The 17,387-nt window shown below is 45.8% G+C and carries 16 protein-coding genes and 1 pseudogene; 15 read left to right on the forward strand and 2 right to left on the reverse strand.

What is annotated here, in order from left to right:
- The first annotated feature begins 2 nt into the window (after window positions 1-2).
- The 14 genes and pseudogenes from C7445_RS12705 (at window position 3) to C7445_RS12770 (ending at window position 11,962) form a co-directional block, all read left to right on the forward strand.
- The gene (locus C7445_RS12705) at window positions 3-1,334 is read left to right on the forward strand and encodes a restriction endonuclease subunit S (protein WP_134160880.1); all 1,332 of its coding nucleotides are present in this window, start codon (window positions 3-5) and stop codon (window positions 1,332-1,334) included.
- Window positions 1,335-1,369: 35 nt separating this feature from the next.
- Entirely contained in the window at window positions 1,370-4,471 is a 3,102-nt protein-coding gene (locus C7445_RS12710) for a type I restriction endonuclease subunit R (RefSeq protein ID WP_134160882.1), read from the forward strand.
- Window positions 4,452-5,207, forward strand: coding sequence for a M48 family metallopeptidase (locus tag C7445_RS12715; RefSeq protein WP_243835183.1), 756 nt, complete (start codon window positions 4,452-4,454; stop codon window positions 5,205-5,207). Before C7445_RS12710 ends, C7445_RS12715 begins: the two co-directional genes overlap by 20 nt.
- A gap of 72 nt (window positions 5,208-5,279) precedes the next feature.
- Complete coding sequence (locus C7445_RS12720; RefSeq protein WP_134160884.1) at window positions 5,280-6,059, forward strand: adenylate/guanylate cyclase domain-containing protein; 780 nt, start codon at window positions 5,280-5,282, stop codon at window positions 6,057-6,059.
- Between the two features lie 7 nt (window positions 6,060-6,066).
- The gene (locus C7445_RS12725; protein WP_134160886.1) at window positions 6,067-6,567 is read left to right on the forward strand and encodes a Pycsar system effector family protein; all 501 of its coding nucleotides are present in this window, start codon (window positions 6,067-6,069) and stop codon (window positions 6,565-6,567) included.
- 14 nt (window positions 6,568-6,581) lie between these two features.
- Entirely contained in the window at window positions 6,582-7,331 is a 750-nt protein-coding gene (locus C7445_RS12730) for an adenylate/guanylate cyclase domain-containing protein (protein ID WP_166669142.1), read from the forward strand.
- A gap of 39 nt (window positions 7,332-7,370) precedes the next feature.
- Window positions 7,371-7,592 (forward strand): DUF6904 family protein, encoded by a 222-nt coding sequence (locus tag C7445_RS15020; RefSeq protein WP_424923015.1) that lies wholly within the window; start codon window positions 7,371-7,373, stop codon window positions 7,590-7,592.
- Between the two features lie 80 nt (window positions 7,593-7,672).
- Window positions 7,673-8,434 (forward strand): ornithine cyclodeaminase family protein, encoded by a 762-nt coding sequence (locus C7445_RS12735; RefSeq protein ID WP_279586219.1) that lies wholly within the window; start codon window positions 7,673-7,675, stop codon window positions 8,432-8,434.
- Between the two features lie 80 nt (window positions 8,435-8,514).
- Entirely contained in the window at window positions 8,515-8,985 is a 471-nt protein-coding gene (locus tag C7445_RS12740; RefSeq protein ID WP_134160892.1) for a GNAT family N-acetyltransferase, read from the forward strand.
- A gap of 110 nt (window positions 8,986-9,095) precedes the next feature.
- Window positions 9,096-9,626 (forward strand): GrpB family protein, encoded by a 531-nt coding sequence (locus C7445_RS12745; protein WP_134160894.1) that lies wholly within the window; start codon window positions 9,096-9,098, stop codon window positions 9,624-9,626.
- A gap of 9 nt (window positions 9,627-9,635) precedes the next feature.
- A complete protein-coding gene (locus C7445_RS12750) occupies window positions 9,636-10,148 on the forward strand; it encodes a 2'-5' RNA ligase family protein (protein ID WP_243835184.1) in 513 nt (170 codons plus the stop codon).
- A gap of 42 nt (window positions 10,149-10,190) precedes the next feature.
- The gene (gene fosB, locus C7445_RS12755) at window positions 10,191-10,613 is read left to right on the forward strand and encodes a metallothiol transferase FosB (protein ID WP_134160898.1); all 423 of its coding nucleotides are present in this window, start codon (window positions 10,191-10,193) and stop codon (window positions 10,611-10,613) included.
- Window positions 10,614-10,639: 26 nt separating this feature from the next.
- Window positions 10,640-11,182, forward strand: a pseudogene (locus C7445_RS12760) (GNAT family N-acetyltransferase).
- A 468-nt stretch (window positions 11,183-11,650) separates the two neighbouring features.
- Window positions 11,651-11,962, forward strand: coding sequence for a hypothetical protein (locus tag C7445_RS12770; protein WP_134160900.1), 312 nt, complete (start codon window positions 11,651-11,653; stop codon window positions 11,960-11,962).
- Window positions 11,963-12,161: 199 nt separating this feature from the next.
- Here the strand turns inward: C7445_RS12770 and C7445_RS12775 are convergent, their stop codons facing one another.
- Window positions 12,162-12,410 (reverse strand): hypothetical protein, encoded by a 249-nt coding sequence (locus tag C7445_RS12775; protein WP_134160902.1) that lies wholly within the window; start codon window positions 12,408-12,410, stop codon window positions 12,162-12,164.
- 675 nt (window positions 12,411-13,085) lie between these two features.
- Window positions 13,086-14,066 carry a ParM/StbA family protein gene (locus C7445_RS12780; protein WP_134160904.1) on the reverse strand — a complete coding sequence of 327 codons (981 nt, stop codon included), beginning with the start codon at window positions 14,064-14,066 and terminating at the stop codon, window positions 13,086-13,088.
- A gap of 513 nt (window positions 14,067-14,579) precedes the next feature.
- On the opposite strand from C7445_RS12780, the gene C7445_RS12785 reads away from it, so the two are divergent.
- The gene (locus C7445_RS12785; protein ID WP_134160906.1) at window positions 14,580-16,358 is read left to right on the forward strand and encodes a hypothetical protein; all 1,779 of its coding nucleotides are present in this window, start codon (window positions 14,580-14,582) and stop codon (window positions 16,356-16,358) included.
- Window positions 16,359-17,387: the final 1,029 nt, after the last annotated feature.

The raw sequence follows: 17,387 nt of genomic DNA on the forward strand, positions 1-17,387 counted from the left end.
CTGTGAGCTTAAATACAGGTCGGTTTAATCGGCAATTCCGCATTCCTTCAGACTGGCAGATCGACCAGTTGAGTAATTTGTCCGTGGATGGTATCAGGAATGGAGTTTTTAATGATCCTGAAAAAAGCGGCAAAGGTGTCAAACTAATCAACGTGGTCAACCTATATAGTGGTTCATGCATTGATACAAGTCAGCTTGGTTTGTTAGAACTCTCTGACAGCGAGATTTCGAAGTATAGAGTTGAGGTTGGCGATATCTTCTTTACGCGCTCTTCTCTAAAGTTAGAGGGGATTGCTCAATGCAACATAAATCTTGATGACAAAAATGTGATGGTGTTTGACGACCATATCATGCGGATTCGTCCCGACACAAGCAGGGTTGTTCCAGAATTCCTGCGGGAATTTTGTTCATCAAGCTATGCCAGGTCGTACTTTATGAGGCAGGCAAAAACCACAACGATGACCACTATTGGTCAAGATGATCTCGGTAAATTTTTGGTCTTCCTACCGCCTTATGACGAACAGGAAAAGATTGCTGAAGTGCTTGCTACTTGGAATAGGGGCATAGAGTTGACAGAAAAGCTAATTCAGCAGAAAAAAGCTTATTACAAGGGTTTGTCGCATGAATTGCTAACTGGAAAACTCCGATGGAACGAAGCTGTAAAGTCGGATACGGATAACTTAACTCGACGAGTAACTATGACTGCTCGCGGAGTTACGCATCATGGATACAGATCTACGCCCTTAGGGCTTGTTCCCTCTGATTGGAGTGTAATGAAGTTAAGTGACGTTGTTAAACCTGTCAGCAGAGAAGTTGAGAAGCCAAGCATGGGGTATTGGAGATTAGGGATACGGAGCCATGCAAAGGGTTCTTTCCACGAATACATCGAAAACCCAGATACGGTATCCATGGATAAGCTATATGTTGTCAAAGAAAATGACTTGATTGTCAACATAACCTTTGCATGGGAACACGCAGTTTGCGTTGCAACTAAGTCCGATGATGGGAAATTGGTTTCGCACAGGTTTCCGACTTACGAGTTCAAATCCAGAGCGGTTCCACAATTCTACAAGTATTACATCATGCAACCTCACTTTAAGTATTTGTTGCAGAATATCTCGCCTGGCGGAGCAGGACGAAATCGTGTTATGAGCAAACGTGACTTTTTGAACCTTGATGTAATTGTACCTCCCTTAGATGAACAGAAGAAAATTGCTGAGATTCTGACGTTAGCAGATAACGAGGTTTCGTGCCTTGAGACGAAATTAGAGTTACTTAAGCAACAAAAGAGAGGCTTGATGGACCTGCTCTTGTCGGGAGAGGTTCGGGTCTAAGAATTACTCTGTGCAACACATAGGAGGATGGTAAGATGCCATCGGCAGAGGATTTCAATGAAGAGAATATCAGTCAGATACCAGCAATTGAAGTTTTACGAGGACTGAAATACACGTATCTGTCCGCTAAAGAAGCAGAAAAGATGCGAGGTAACTTGCATCAAGTTATCTTACGCGAAATTCTGGAACAGCAACTCCGAAAGAACTCCTACGAGTACAAGAGTGTTACCTACAAGTTTAGCGAGAAGAACATTCAACAGGCGATTCGTGATTTAGATGAACCGTTGACGGACGGACTCGTCAGAACCAACGAGAAGATTTATGAGTCGCTGATGTTGGGGAGGAGTTACTCGGAGAATCTCCCCGATGGCTCCAAAAAGTCTTTTTCCCTGCAGTACATCGATTGGGAACATTGGGATAACAACGTATTTCATGTCGTTGAGGAATTCTCCGTAGAACGAATGGATGGACGAGAGACAATTCGACCTGACATTGTATTGTTCGTCAATGGGATTCCGTTTGCCGTGATAGAGTGCAAAAAGGCTTCCATCTCGATGGATCAGGGAATCAGCCAGATGCTTCGCAATCACGGTAAGGATTATGCCCCACAACTATTTAAGTTTGTTCAGATTATCATGTCCACCAACAAGAATGAAACCCAATATGCAACATGTGCTACTCCGAAGAAATTTTGGACTGTATGGCAGGAACAAGACGAAGCGTGGCTCCAGGAACAACTGAGCCGAACGGTTCATGATCGCCTTCCTACAACGCAGGACAAGAACATCATCTCGTTGTTCCATCCTGAACGGTTACTGGAACTGACGAAATATTTCATCGTCTATGATAAGGATGTCAAGAAGATCGCAAGGTATCAGCAGTATTTCGTCATTAAAGAGATCATTGACACCATTCTTCACGAGACAGATGAAAATGGGAATCGTCAAGGTGGAGTGATTTGGCACACACAAGGTGTTGGAAAGAGCCTGACCATGGTGATGCTGGCGAAGTACATCCTGTCTGAATTGACCCAATATAACCCGAAGGTGATATTGGTTACTGATCGAAAGAACCTGGACAAACAAATCCATCGCACTTTCAATCATTCCAGGCTTAAGGCAAGTCGTGCGACGACTGGAAAACACCTGGTCAGCCTGATCAACGATAACAGCGCGGATATCGTTACCACACTTGTCCACAAGTTTGATACCGCATCAGGGCAACAGCAAAAGATCCTGTCCAGGGATGTGTTCGTACTCGTCGATGAGTCCCATCGGACGCAGTATGGTGAGTTGCACATCAAAATGAAACAGGTGTTCCCGAACGCCTGCTATTTAGGCTTTACAGGGACACCTTTGTTACGGAAAGAGAAAAATACCATCGTGAAATTCGGGAAAATGTTCCGCCCATATACCATGGCAGACGGCGTTAGAGACAAGATCATCGCTCCTTTGCTGTACGAAGGGAAGATGGTTGATCAGACGGTTAACCGAAAAGCCATCGACCTCCGTCTGGATATGATCACCCGTCACTTGAACGACAAGCAAAAAGAAGAGGTCATGAAAAAGTGGTCGCAGTTTGAACGGATTGCGTCATCGGATCAGCGGATTAAGTTGATCGCGTTTGATATCAACGAGCACTTTCTAAAGCACTACAAAACGAAGGACATCCACTATACTGCGATGTTAGCCACAAACAGCAAGCTCGAAGCCATTCGCTATTTAGAAGCCTTTGAAGAACTCGGTGATTTGAACTGTGCTGTTGTCATTTCACCTCCCGATCAGCGTGAAGGTTACAGTGAAGTCGATGAAGCATCGGAGGACAAGGTTCAGCAGTTCTGGAAGAAGATGATGGACAAGTATGGCGACGAGGACAATTACGAAGATAGCATCAAGGATGAGTTCGTAAACGGGGATGAGCTTGATCTGTTAATCGTCGTAGATAAGCTCCTTACTGGCTTTGATGCGCCAAATGTCTGCGTCTTGTACGTGGATAAACCTCTCAAGGAGCATAATCTTCTACAAGCCATCGCAAGAGCAAACAGGTTGTATGAAGGAAAAGACTACGGTTTGATTATCGACTATCGCGGGTTGTTGACTAAGCTGGACGAAGCGATGGAAATGTATGCTGGAGCGGGATTGGAGAATTTCGACCCCAAAGACTTGAAAGGTGCCATTTATGATGTCATCACGATTATCGGGGATCTGCGCCACTACTATACGGAGCTTGTGAATATCTTCATTCCAGTGAAGAACAAGAACGATGTAGAAGAGTACGAGGTTCTGCTTGCAAATGATGAACTGCGACAGCACTTCTATTCCGTGTTAAGTTCGTTCGGGCGGAATCTTGGTATCGCATTGGAGTCCGAAGCCATTTATAACGCTCTCGGCGCGGACGAACTCAATCGATACAAACGTGACTTAAAGTTCTACCAGGAACTCAGAAAGAGCGTGAAGCTCCGCTACAGCGATACCATCGATCATAAAGAATATGAAGCCAAGATGCAGATGCTCATGGATAACTATATCTCGGCGGAGGAAATCATTCGCATCACAAACCCCGTGGACATTATGGATGAGAAGGGCTTTGAGGAAGAATTGAAGCGTCTCAAATCGCCCAGGGCGAGGGCAGATGCCATCCGAACCAGGTTGTCCAAACGGATTAACGCCAAGTGGGATGAGAACCCAGTTTATTACAAGAAATTCTCACAGCGCATCGAAGAAACCATCAAAGCCTATAAAGAACAGCGGATTAGTGAAGCTGAATACTGGTCAAGAATGCAGGATATCATGAGGGACTTTCGCAAAGGCACTTCGGGCGTTAGTTATCCCTCTAACCTACGAAGTAATGTCAATGCCCAAGCTTTCTACGGCGTTGTACTGGAGGTGTTCCAAGAATCCAATGACGTGAACGACAAGCAGGAATTACTGGGTGAGTTGGCACTTAAAATTGACCAAATCATTGAAAGCCATAGCAAAGTTGACTGGCATGACAACATTGAGGTGCATAATCGAATCGCCCAAGAATTGGACGACTTGCTCTATGATTTCGCGGCAGAGCATCACTTTGATCTTGATTTTGACCAGATCGACAAAATTATCGAAAGTGTGAAAACCGTTGCCTTACGACGATACTAACAAGCCAAATGGTGTGGAGCATCATCAGGTTGAGTATGGGGATCAGGTGATCAGGTTCACGTTGGAGAGGAAAAACGTCAAAAACGTGAACCTCCACATCAAGCCAGACATGACCGTTGCAGTCTCAGCCAATCCGAGCGTACCTCTTGAGTTTATTCTGGATTTCGTAAAACAAAAAGGACCTTGGATTATGAAAAACGTTCACTATTTCAAGGATGTGCAACCAGAAAGTGAACGGAAACGGGAATTTGTCAGCGGTGAGTCATTTCAATTCCTCGGAAAGCAGTATCGGTTGCGTGTTGAAGAGGCACAAGATGAGGGAGTAATGCTTGATGGTGGCTTCATTTATCTGAGGGTAAAGAACGTGACCGATACCGTCAGGAAGAGGAATCTCTTTGACCAGTGGATGAGGGAACAGGCTAATGGTGTCTTTTCCGAGTCTCTGGAGAAGGTGTACTTGTCACTACAAAAATACGACATTCCAAAGCCAGAAATTCAGATTCGCACCATGAAGGCAAGGTGGGGGTCGTGCTTAAGGGACTCCCACGCCATTCTTCTTAATTTCGAGTTGATCAAGGCTCCGAAGTACTGCATAGAGTACGTCATTTTACACGAATTGACCCACTTTCTTCATAAGAACCATAATGAGCGATTTTATGGTTTTCTGAGTGCATTGATGCCCGACTGGGAGAAGCGTAAAGCCATCCTGGACGAAGAAATAGTTCGTGATTTGTAGGCGTGAACTGATGCAGTGGACAAGCAGTTTTTTGGCGCGAACCTGGTCACTTTCACGTGGGGAGGGGTTTGAATGGGGTTAAAGGAATACTACGAAGAGAGCAAGCAACGGGTATCTGACCGTTTTGCGGAGGATTTTGAATTGATTGATGTCACCACTGTTCCATCGGTGAATGACAAATCGCTCACCTTTGACAACGTTGGTTATGTTCTGGAATCTACGGTGTTGTATATCGACATTCGCCGTTCTACGAGTTTATCCGACAAGCATCAGAAGGGTACAACAGGGAAACTCTATTCATCCTTTGTTGAAGAGATGATTCGAGCGGCAAGATACCATGGTGGGCATGTGAGGGGAATAGTTGGGGATCGTGTGATGGTGGTTTATGACAGAGAGAAAAACGGAAAGGATTGTTTTACGAATGCCGTGAATACGGCATACTTGATGAATTCAATAATGTCCTATGTTATAAAGCCTTATTTCAGGAAACGTTACAATAATACAATCGAATGCGGGATAGGAATCGATTACGGCTCAATGCTTGTGACCAAAGTAGGAACAATCAGTCGAACCGAGGACCATGGAAATTACAAGGATCTGGTGTGGTTAGGACGACCTGCAAACCAAGCGTCGAAACTCACAGATCAGGCGAATAAGGACGGCTACAAGGCTATACTCATCACGGAAAAGGTGTTCGATGAGTACAAAAGGCGCAACCCCAATAGCTCCAAGGATATCACGGAGAACTTATGGAAACCCGTACAGGTTACAGTCGGAGACAAACAAATTCCATGCTACACGGCTGACATCATTTGGACCGAGATTCAAGATGCCTACAATGCCGAAGGGTGATGAGGCAATGAAGGAAGAGCTTAAATATCTATTTGACAAAGTCAACGATTGGCTCAAATTTGCGGAAGCAAAACACATAGCCCTCATCACCTTTGACACTGCGGCACTCTTTGGCTTGATCAGTTTGCTGACAAATAGCTCGGTTTCGGCAACGATAAAAGTGCCAATTGCTACGTTTGTTGTGGGAATCGGGTTGAGTGTACTTATCTCACTTTTTTCATTCTCTTCCATCACGAACTCCAACAAGTTTTTCCGCAGAAAAGCTGGACCAGCACAGCATGATAACCTCCTCTTCTTTGGTCACATCTCAAAGTATGAAGAAAGTCAGTATAAGGAAGCACTGCAGAATCAATTTAATTGCCAGCTTAATGAATGGGAAGGACAGTTAGCCGATCAAATTGTGGTTAATTCTAAAATCGTCATGCGTAAATTCAGGTTGTTCAATTGGAGCGTATGGACTGTATTAGTGTTTGTGGGGATATCGGCTTTGTTCTGGTTTTGGGGCTGAAGGGGGAGAGAGACATGCCCAATATAAATGAAAATGATAAGTTGCTCAGAAAATACGGGACGGGACGGAAAGTTAGATACACCCAGAAGTCATTAGGAACTGTCGCCGTAACAGACAGCTTCGACTATCAAAGGGTGTATTTGAATCCTGAGTTTGCTCGCGAGTTTGACCAGAGGAGAAAATACGAAATCGTTCTGACCTTCATCGATATATCGGGGTTCTCTAAACAGACGAAGGACATGAGTGCAGATGAGATTGCCGCAGTTTTAGATGTGTACTATGCCAACGTGATTCCCTTAATTTACAAGTACGACGGTGTTGTTGAAAAGATTATTGGTGATGGCATCATCGCAATCTTTGGAGCACCCTTCATTCAGAATGGAAATTTGCATCACTATTTAAGGCGAGCAGAGAATTTCTGCCGTGAGGCAATTCTGACGCTTAAAGACTTAGAGATAAACTCGAAATGTGCTTTGCATCATGGGGAAGTGATGTACTACTCAACCGCAGGGGTCTCGGATGATTACTTAGATTTGACAATCATCGGCGAACCCATCACGGAACTCTTTCGACTGGAGAGTGTCAGTCAAGACGGGTGTTTGAATTACTATTCGGACACGGTATACAGACAGATGGTAGAAAGTGACGTAAAAAAGCCAAAGCCTGCCGATGCTCCAATTGGATTCTGGTCAGACGAAACCATCGTCACGCATCATTTACAAGGTATTGGCGAACGGGGGGTCATGACTCTTCGCCCTGAGTAACCCTGTATTTTACTCTATTAACTCGGACGGTGAACACTCATGCTAACCATCACCAATACACTGAACTTCACTGGACTCTCGATAGCTGGTGATTATAAGGATCTTGACACCCTTTACATGTCCCTTCTCACCATCATCGGCGACGAAGGGGAGTACGGTGACTACGAAGGTGCGCGACTCCGCGTTCTCGGAGTTATGCATGACATCCGACATGCATTTCAAGGAGTTCGGGAATTCGAGTTCGTTCGCAATGAGTGGTAGAAGAGCAGGGAAGAGCTTGGGATAATAGAAGGGATTCGAAACTTGAAAGACAACTTTCGCGCCTGAAGGGGTGACTTCGCTTGTATCATGTCCTTACAGACCAGGACGTTGAGAAGCTTGCTTCCATGAAGTCGATAGTAAGCGCAATCGAACGCACCTTTGCGGAACGGGCAAATGGAACGCTTGTTTCTCCTCCGCGATTTCGGCTGGAATCGAAACAGGGGGACTTGGTGTTTACTGCGGGTGCCACAACTGCCATGGAAAAGGTAATCGGATTCCGCGTCTACGACACCTACGCGAACGATTTGGATGGGCATCAGCAATTGGTTTGTGTGTTTGATTCAGATACAGGGGTGTTTAAGGGCATAGTGATTGGGAATCTGCTTGGTGCTGTTCGTACTGGAGCGATTGGTGGGGTCGCAATCAAAGCCATGGCTCGGAAGGATGCCGAACACGTCGCGGTGATTGGTACAGGCATGCAGGCGCGGACACAGTTGGAGGCGGCTGTTGCTGTCAGGGATATTCAACGTGTTCGAGTCTTCAGTCGCAACCATGAAAATAGAGAGGCATTTGCGGCAGAAATGGCAAAAAAGCTGGACATAGAGGTCGTGGCTGTCGATTCGCCAAAAAGTTGCATACAGGGAGCGGATATTGTCATTTGCGCTACCAATAGCGGTACGCCCGATGAGGAACGGATTATACAGCTTAGTGACGTTGTTACAGGGAAAATGCCTGGGAGAAAGGGTCAAGATGATATAACCCTGTTTTGTTCCGTGGGTCTGGCAGGGACAGAGGTGGTTGTTGCGAATGAAATCATGAAAGCGGCAGTAGGTAGGGCGTAACCACAAGACAGTAAGTTCTTGAACCGCTCATGAGTCGCAGTTAGGAGCTTCAAGCTACCAGGGATAAGGGAGATGCCTCCGTGAACATACGAAATGTTGAGGTTGACGACTACTACAAAGTGATTGAAGTATTGGATGATTGGTGGGGTGGTCGCCAGATGACCCATCTCTTACCGAGGTTGTTTTTCGAGCATTTTCAACCAACCAGCTTCATAGTCGAAAACGACGGTATGTTATCGGCTTTTCTGATTGGATTCGTATCGCAAACACATCCAAACGAAGCTTACATTCACTTTGTCGGTGTAAATCCTGAACTCAGAAAGAGTGGGTTAGCCCGACAATTGTATCAGAAATTCTTTGATGTGGTTCAGGATATGGGTTGTAATATCGTTCGGTGTATCACGTCTCCAGCAAATGAGGGGTCTGTGGCGTTTCACACACGAATGGGATTTACTGCTTCCGTTGGAGTTGATTATGCTGGTAGGAGTCAAGACCGCATTCTGTTTCAGAAGAACATCACCCCAGAAAACGACACAGGATTTTTGGCTTGAAAGCTCAGGAACCATAAAACAAACAAGACAGTAGGGAAAGACGAGTAGAAGACATTCTGGAAGTCCTGTTCGCGATGGGAGATTTGTTCCGCGAAAAGGGGAAGTGGCTTATGAGACGTGTCGAGGTAACGCCCTATAGCGGGGACTGGGTTCGGATGTACGAAGAAGAAGTGGAGAAACTCCGTCATGTCTTTGGGGTTCAATTCGTCGCTATTTATCACATTGGAAGCACAGCGGTTCCAGGTTTAGATGCCAAACCAATCATCGACATCATGCCAGTGGTACGTGACATTTCATTGGTTGATGAATACAATCAGCTAATGCGAGACATCGGGTATGAGCCGAAGGGTGAGAACGGGATACCTGGACGAAGGTACTTTCAGAAGGGCGGAGACAATCGCACGCATCATGTGCACGTCTTCCAAGTTGGAAGCCTTCATATTCGGCGGCACCTGGCATTTCGCGACTATTTGAGAAAGCATCCCAACGAAGCGAGAGAGTACGGAGAGTTGAAGCGAAAATTGGCGCAAGCATTCCCAAATGACATCGGGTCATATATCCAAGGGAAAGAGAGTCTCGTCGTGAAAATTGAGGACTTAGCGTTGCAGGGGTACAAAGATAAACGACTCGAAGAGGGGTGATTCAGTGTGATGAGGGCAATTCATCTATTCCCTGAGTTTCCGAATTCAAAACCTATCAACGCCTTGAGAGCCAAGTATGACCCCCTTTCCAATCTCATTCCACCGCATGTGACATTGGTATTTCCATTCGAAAGCACCATTACAGCCGATGAACTTCAAGCTCATTTGAAAGAGTCCATTGCTGGACTGAAGCCATTTAATATCGTGATGCGCGGTGTCACTGGTGCCGATGAAGAGTATTTGTTCTTAAATGTGAAGGTCGGGAACGATGAAATCATTCAGCTACATGACAAATTGTACACGGGCATACTGCGACAGTATCTTAATCGTTCTCTCACATACATTCCACACCTAACGGTTGGTCGAATCATCAACAAAAGGGGTTTTTACCTTGCTTTACAAGACACAGAGGGATTTAATGAGACATTTGAGACCACAATACACGAGATTATCGTTGAAAGCATCGATGACAACGGGATGTCAATAACTGAACTGAGGATGCCGCTTAGTCCCTACAATTAGAACACTTTATCACTAATGAATGAAAGTCTGAGGTGAATAAATGTGAAGTTTGGTGGTATCAATCATCTTCTGTTTTCCGTCTCGGATCTTGAGAGGTCAATCAAGTTTTACCAGGATGTGTTTGGGGCTAAATTATTGGTTCGAGGGAGGAAGTTGGCGTACTTTGATTTGAACGGAATGTGGTTAGCGTTGAACGTTGAAGAGGACATTCCGAGAAATGAGATTCACAAATCGTATACACACATCGCTTTCTCTATCAGTTCCGACGAATTTGATTCAGTTGTTCAGAAACTACAGGAATTAGGGGTAAATATCCTGCCTGGACGGATGCGCGACGAACGCGACAAGCAATCCGTTTACTTCACCGACCCAGATGGTCACAAGTTTGAGTTTCATACTGGGACTCTGCAAGATCGCCTGGATTACTATCGAGAAACAAAGCCACACATGCAGTTTTTTGAGTGATACGGCAGTAGGGAGTGAAATACCTGATGAAGTTGGTTGGAACCGACATTTATCTCAGGTTTTTGGAGGAATCGGATGCCACTGCAAAGCTGGAACTAAACTTGCGAAATCGCGCCTTCTTTGAGACTTACCTGACGACACGAAGCGAGGACTTTTACACTACCGAGTATCAGGTTAACTCCATCAAGTCCAGTATCGCGAAAATGGAGCAAGATGCAGAGTATGTATTTGGCGTGTTTTTAACCAGTACGGATGCCTTGATTGGCATAGTCTCATTAACCGAAGTAATGAGAGGTCCATAACAATCCTGTTGGTTAGGGTACTCGTTGGACAAGGCGTACAATGGGCGTGGATATACAACGGAAGCCGTTCGTCTCGTAGTTGACTATGCGTTTCGAGTTCTAAAGCTCCACCGCATTGAAGCTGGCGTAATGCCGCACAACGAAGGATCAATACGAGTTCTTGAGAAGTCGGGATTCGAAAAAGAAGGTCTTTCCAAGAAGAACGTCCTCATCAATGGAAAGTGGGAAGAACATCTACATTTCGCAATCGTGAATCCTGACGATTAGCCACATGGATGGGATGGGTGAGCACAACGATGAACGGGAAAGTATGCCCCATTTGTGGAGGGGATAATGACTGCGGCAATGTTGCTGGCAAACCGCACGGTACGTGTTAGTGTGACCGCGAGTTCTTCCCCAAGGAGATATTCAACAAAATCCCATCAACGGGGTCAGAGAAAACGTGTATATGTCAAAATTGCCTTGAAAAGTTGAAGAGCGGGAAAGGACAGGGCAAAGTTATGTAAGGGATTCGGCATTCATGATGTGTGGAGTATAACGGCATGACTATATGAGCGGGCTAAGAATACGGTGAGTAGGCACGGACAGGGTAAATAGTCGTACAAATCCTGGGATTTTTATTAAGGTGATACAAAGCGAGTGGACGATGTTGAGGGCTGGTGTATAAGGTTTTCCGTGGTTCCCCAGTTCAATGCCCTGAAACTCTTGCCAACTGTAAATGAGGTGAATGCACAGATGAACGACGAGTTACACCGCAGATATGCACAAGGAGAAAATATCACAGCCCAGGACTGGATGGCGTTTTATGACATGTATCCGTCTGAAAAACCACAGATAGTGGACATACCAGCCTGGAACATGGCAACGTCTAACGACCATCTTTGGGAACTATGGGGCGGTATTCCGTTTCATGAGGACGGCATCGAGCGGGATCGGCTGGCGGTGTGTTTGTTGTATTCGATGGGTTTGCGGCATTTCGTCGAATTGTTGCCAGAACAATCGAGGGATGCGTTGCGGCGGGTGCTGGACGAGGCGGATGACCAGTAGTACGCGAAACTGAGGGATATCAAGGAAAAGTTCGCTGGAGTCGATTTCTTCAGCAAGAAGAGAGCCATTACTGGCTCTCATATCACATGTTCGAGTGGGAATCGGGTTAATCGTGTTTCAAACACAACGAAAGCGCGGGTTGTGTCATCAGTAGGTGCTTCACGGAATCATCATCGTCCGTCTTTGAGCATATGGAGGTTCAAACTTTGTTAATTGCGGCAAGTATTTTCTGACCTGCTGATTTATCTTCAATGTCAAGCCTCGAAATGGAGACAATCTCGGTGTTGACCACGCTTCCGTTGTCATTTCGGTTGAAATGGATGATGTAGCTTGCGAGCGGCGGATCGTTTACTTGCTCAACCCAAACCGTAATATCGTCGAGAGGACGCACTTCTCTGCAAAGTTGAGTTAGCCCTTCCTCGAATTTAAATAACTCATCTTCAGCCATGAAACCATCCTCCTCGGAACCATCGTGGAAACACATGAAAATTGTAACACATGCGCTCGTGACAAGGGACGGCATTTGATTTAGCTCAAAGAGTAAAATAGGCGGGTCCCCATATCTCAAGGCATATCCGCATAAAAGGAAGCCAAGGTCACGGAGGCAGGGCAGGATGACTGGTCTGCAAACTATATTGTTCGGCGGCTGTTGAAGCCACTTGAAAAGTGGGTACGTTGATTGGGGTTAGGATTTTAACGGGTTTGAGTGTGTGCGTCTATCGCTGGCGAGTCTAAAATCGAGACTTCAGGTGCCTGAAATTACGGAAAGTAGGCTACATATTGGAGAAAACCGCGCAAAGTTGACTGGATGTGCAGGCTGGGGCGTGAAAGAGAGCCTGAGTCGGCTCTCCTCCATTATCAGAACAGTGATTTGAGAAGCTCCCTATCTTCGTGAGATAATGAGTCCTTCCTTGGGGAATCGCGGGATTGAAGAGTGATCCCATTGGCGTTTTTCAACAATCGCCTTACGATTTCTTCGACCTTCTTGTCCAGGTCTTCATCTTTGGGGCGGTTCATATCCCGACGAATCAGGTCACAAACATATGCACTAATCCCTGTATTTGCCTTTGCCCTCAAAAACTCATACACGACTGGATCTCTGATGGAGATCGAGATTTTCCGTTTAGACATGAGAAGTTAAGCCTCTGGCTTCGAGTAACTTCCAGTAACTCATCACATTAGAGTAGCTCCCGTTGTCATCGATCTGGGCATGAGGGTACTGGGCTAAGATAGCATCCTTTAACATAAGACTGCCTCCGCCGCAAAAAACAGGCGTAGTGAACGATAGCCCTTGTGATCTTCCATAGTTGATGATGTCTCGGACATGGTTCATCATCAAATCACGAATTATTTTCTCGCTTTCAGGCATGACTGTACCATTGATGGAGTAGACTTGTTCTCGTAGAATGGCTTCGCTCTCGTCCATAGTGATGGTGGCTCCGAATTGGGTGGATAGCGTCTCCTGGACATGTCCTCGGAGGAGGTTTACGCCAAGATTCGAGATCACCATACTGTCAATCTTCGGGATCAACCTGTCGAAAGTCGAAAAGGATGCGTTCATCGAACCGATGTCGATCACCGTAACTCTATTATTACGATATTCATCCAGGTGAGAATAGATTGGACCGAGGGATTCAGGCAATAACACCAGTTGGTTGATCCGAAACACCCAGGCTTGTCCATTCACGCGCAAGGAAATGGGCTTTTGGTCATTCAGGATAAATTCGTGATAGGCGGCTTTTAGTTTTTCGTTTTTGAAGATATGAAGCGGAGTATTTAGTGCCACAGCGACTTGCGGAATACCGACTCGTTCCACACTGAGTTTTTCCAACATCAGGGCTATCGACGTGTAAACCGCCAATTTGTGGGTAAGAGAGTGTTTGGACGCGGAGGCATAGTCCGCATTCAACTCTGAGCACATACTCCCAATAAGATACTGTTTGTCCTCAAACTCCACGCGATAAGTGCCCCCAGATACCTCGACTCCAGAAAAATGAGTTCCCTCTTGCATGAGCGTGCGGAACCGTTGCTTAATGAACCCTTGTTCCTTGTAGCTGATACTCTTCGAAAAACTCTTCCCAGTATCCACGGCGATTGCGTACATAAAGTTCTTCCCCTTTCTTTGTGTTTTGATTGACCTCATATGCTATACAGACTTGGGGCGAATAATTCACCACGAGTCGCACTATGATGTCGAATGTGGAGGGCGAACTGGGGCGAAAAGTCGCATTAGGAGAAAGACAGGGTTAAAGTGAAGGTGACGGGTCAATTTCGTTAAGAAGAAAACGTTATTGGGGTTGACTGGGGTAAATGGTATCATATAGTTGACAATATGAGATGACAGAGATAAGATAGAAACACGTTTTGGACAAACTTCATAGTCAGGTTTCGATATCGGCAGGATGCCGCCGTTTTCCCCATAGCAGACAGCAAGGCTGGTTGCGTGGTGGGGTGCTCGTTTTTATATAGGTCTTTCATGTGAACCCAGGGACAAGTCTGTTCAGTAGTCTCTTGGGCTGGAAAGATCGCGGGCACACCTAACACGAACAACCAGCTTTTTGTGTTGTGCCCAAACAGCAAGTCATCAAGCGGTAAGCACAACAGGCGAAAGGGGAAAATGGCTTTCATGCAATTGAAAAGAGACTACTTTACGGAACTTCGGGAGCAGATCATGAACCCTGACACATGGGATGCAGAGCGTTTCGTTGTATTTGACCACGAGCCAGGATTGGGGAAAACGATACACGCCCAGAGATTTATTGGCGAAATGACTCGTACGCATCCTTATCGAGTTCTGTGGGTTCAACCATTTAAAAAAGATGGTTTGTTGGATGCTACCGCCAACGCAATCAACGAAACTGCTGGCAAACCTGTTGCCCTGGCTGTCGAGGGAGAGGACTTGAGGACAGGCAAGAAAAGGCAAAGCGTAATTGAACCTCAAGTGTTGGTGATAACCACGCGAATGTATGCCCAAGTTTGCAAGGGCGAACATGAAGAACTCATCAGGGGAAGGGATATTCTGCTCATTGATGAGTATCCCAACTTAATGGACGAGATTGTAATTTCCCGACGTGAGTTGTCCACTTTATACAGCTATAGCGTGAATATCGAATCGGGAATCCTCGATGAGATGTTGGATATGTTCCGCGACGAGTTGAGAAGGCTCCGTGTTCCCGCCGCAGAGGAGCATGGACATATGATATGGACGACGTTTCAGTCCGAGGAGTACAGGAAGTACAGGGTCGAGATCAATAAACTCGTGAAGTCGCCAAGGGTGAAGGATTGCAGGGAACTCCTGTTGAAGTTTCGGCAACTCTTTCGCCACGAAGTGTACTACTATAACGGTGCGTTTTACACTTACGATGATAGCTATGATTACGTTAGATTGAAAAACAACATCATCTTGGACGCGAACGCAGATTTTTTCTATCCGTATCAATTGTCAAAGAGGTTTGTCGTGAAGCACCAGCCCAAGGTTCATGACTATTCCCGTTCTGCGCTTCACCACTATCTCGTCAATACAGGCAAGAAAGGACTAAAAGATAATCCAGCCTTGTTCGACCAGGTGGTTAAGACGGTAGACTTGTATGGGCGAAAGGGCGTTCTCTTTGTTGTAGATAAGGAGAACAAACCAAAGCTCGAAGCGGCTATCACCAGCCATTACCGTGACGAGGGTGAAAGGGAAGAGACGCTGGCGGATATATCACGAAAGCTGGGTGTAGAGATCAGCGTGGAGTACCACGGGAACCTGCTGGGGCGGAATGATTGGCGAACTTTCGACACCTGCGTCATCGTCAAAACGCCGAATTTTGATTATGGAACTTACGCTCTGATGGCATACTTCTTTCATGCCTTGGATAAGGACAAGTCGTTTCGGAACATCGAGTTGTTTCGAGATGTTGAGGTAGAAGCCATTCGGAACAGCACCATTGCCGCAGAGTTATTTCAAGCCGTCAAACGCATCAACCGAGACAACAGTCAGAAGTCAGAGATTTACTTGTTCTGCTCGAACGAGGAAGCGGTGGGCATCGTCAGAAAGCAGTTACCAGGCATTAAATACGTTAGGGAGCAGTGGGAAGGTGGAACGACCAAATGCAAAGTAGGTGATGAGGGGCAAAACGACAAGAGTAGGGTTGCGAAGTTGAAAGCACTCATCCTGAAATACAAGGCGGCAGGCGTAGACAGCGTTCGGAAACAGGAACTTCGCCTCCAAATCGGATACAGTAAATCGGCTTTTTCACATCGGCTGAGAGAATTAAAGTCGTTCCTTGTGGAACACGATATTACGAATGAAGGGCAACGTTTGCGATTTCAGATGCAGGGCGGCGGTAGTCAGGCAAAATCGGATCAGCATTCAAGGCTCGGAGAAGATACAAGAGAATTGGTCACGGTATAGGAGAAGCTGTGACGATGCGCGGGGCGGTTGAATACCGTCCCTTTCGTTAGCTGTTGTTCCCGAAAACCTACGTTCTCGAATAATCTAATTGCCATCATTGACGTATCTGAAAGGGCGTTCGTCTTCTTTACCAGGGAATTTTCCACACCAATGTTTATGGCGTGGTGTTCAAAGTTTCAATTCATCTGCAAATGGTGGTTTTCCCTGATGAGATGTTTCATCCTTTGAGTTGTATAGAATCTTCATGACAGTAGGAGCTACATGGTAGTCTGCTCCCTCACCAGTTTTCATTTACAGCTTATGATTGGCACCATGGCAAGGTTGCGGCTTTCACAGTGGCTAACGATACTGCCACAAAGCTCTGTCGTGTGAATGGAGGTTTCTTCATTTTTCGTAGAATAATTTGCCATTGCCGCAATGGGTAACTCGTTACTGAAATTGTCACTGCGTACATTGATAAAGTAGTTCGCGGGTTTCGGATAACCACATTGTTGGCATTTTACTTGAGGTGGTGAGTTTCGGGCAAACTACCATTGCGTTTTGGGTGCGGCACAACCAGACCTTCGCTATCAAGAAAAGTTCCATTTTGGCAGTGGTTTGCGTTCCTTAGTGCCGCAGGGCACAGTTGAAACCCATTACGCCCAAACTCCGCAAGCTACCAAGATGGCATCCTCGCCGCAGGAGCTTCGTGTGCCTGAAGAGTCATCTTTTGAGCTTCTTTTTCCTTAGAAATTGGAACTGTAACCTTAGACATTGATACTCATATCATGTGGAGATATAACCCATTGCTCGTATTCAGAAAATCAGAGATAAATTATGAGGAACCAAAAAGTTGTTCTGCTTGAAAACCTCCACTATATACAAAAAGTTTCAAGAACAACTTTTCGGTTCGGTTTTATCATAATGATTTCTGATTATATTCTATGGACGACCTAGTTGAGTCCAGTATGCTGTGTAAAAAGGGATGGCACATTTGAGGTATAAAAGATGAGCCATCTCCGTCCTCTCTGGTAGAATGTGAGATTGAGA

The organism is Alicyclobacillus sacchari (genome assembly GCF_004366795.1).
Taxonomy (GTDB): Bacteria; Bacillota; Bacilli; order Alicyclobacillales; family Alicyclobacillaceae; genus Alicyclobacillus; species Alicyclobacillus sacchari.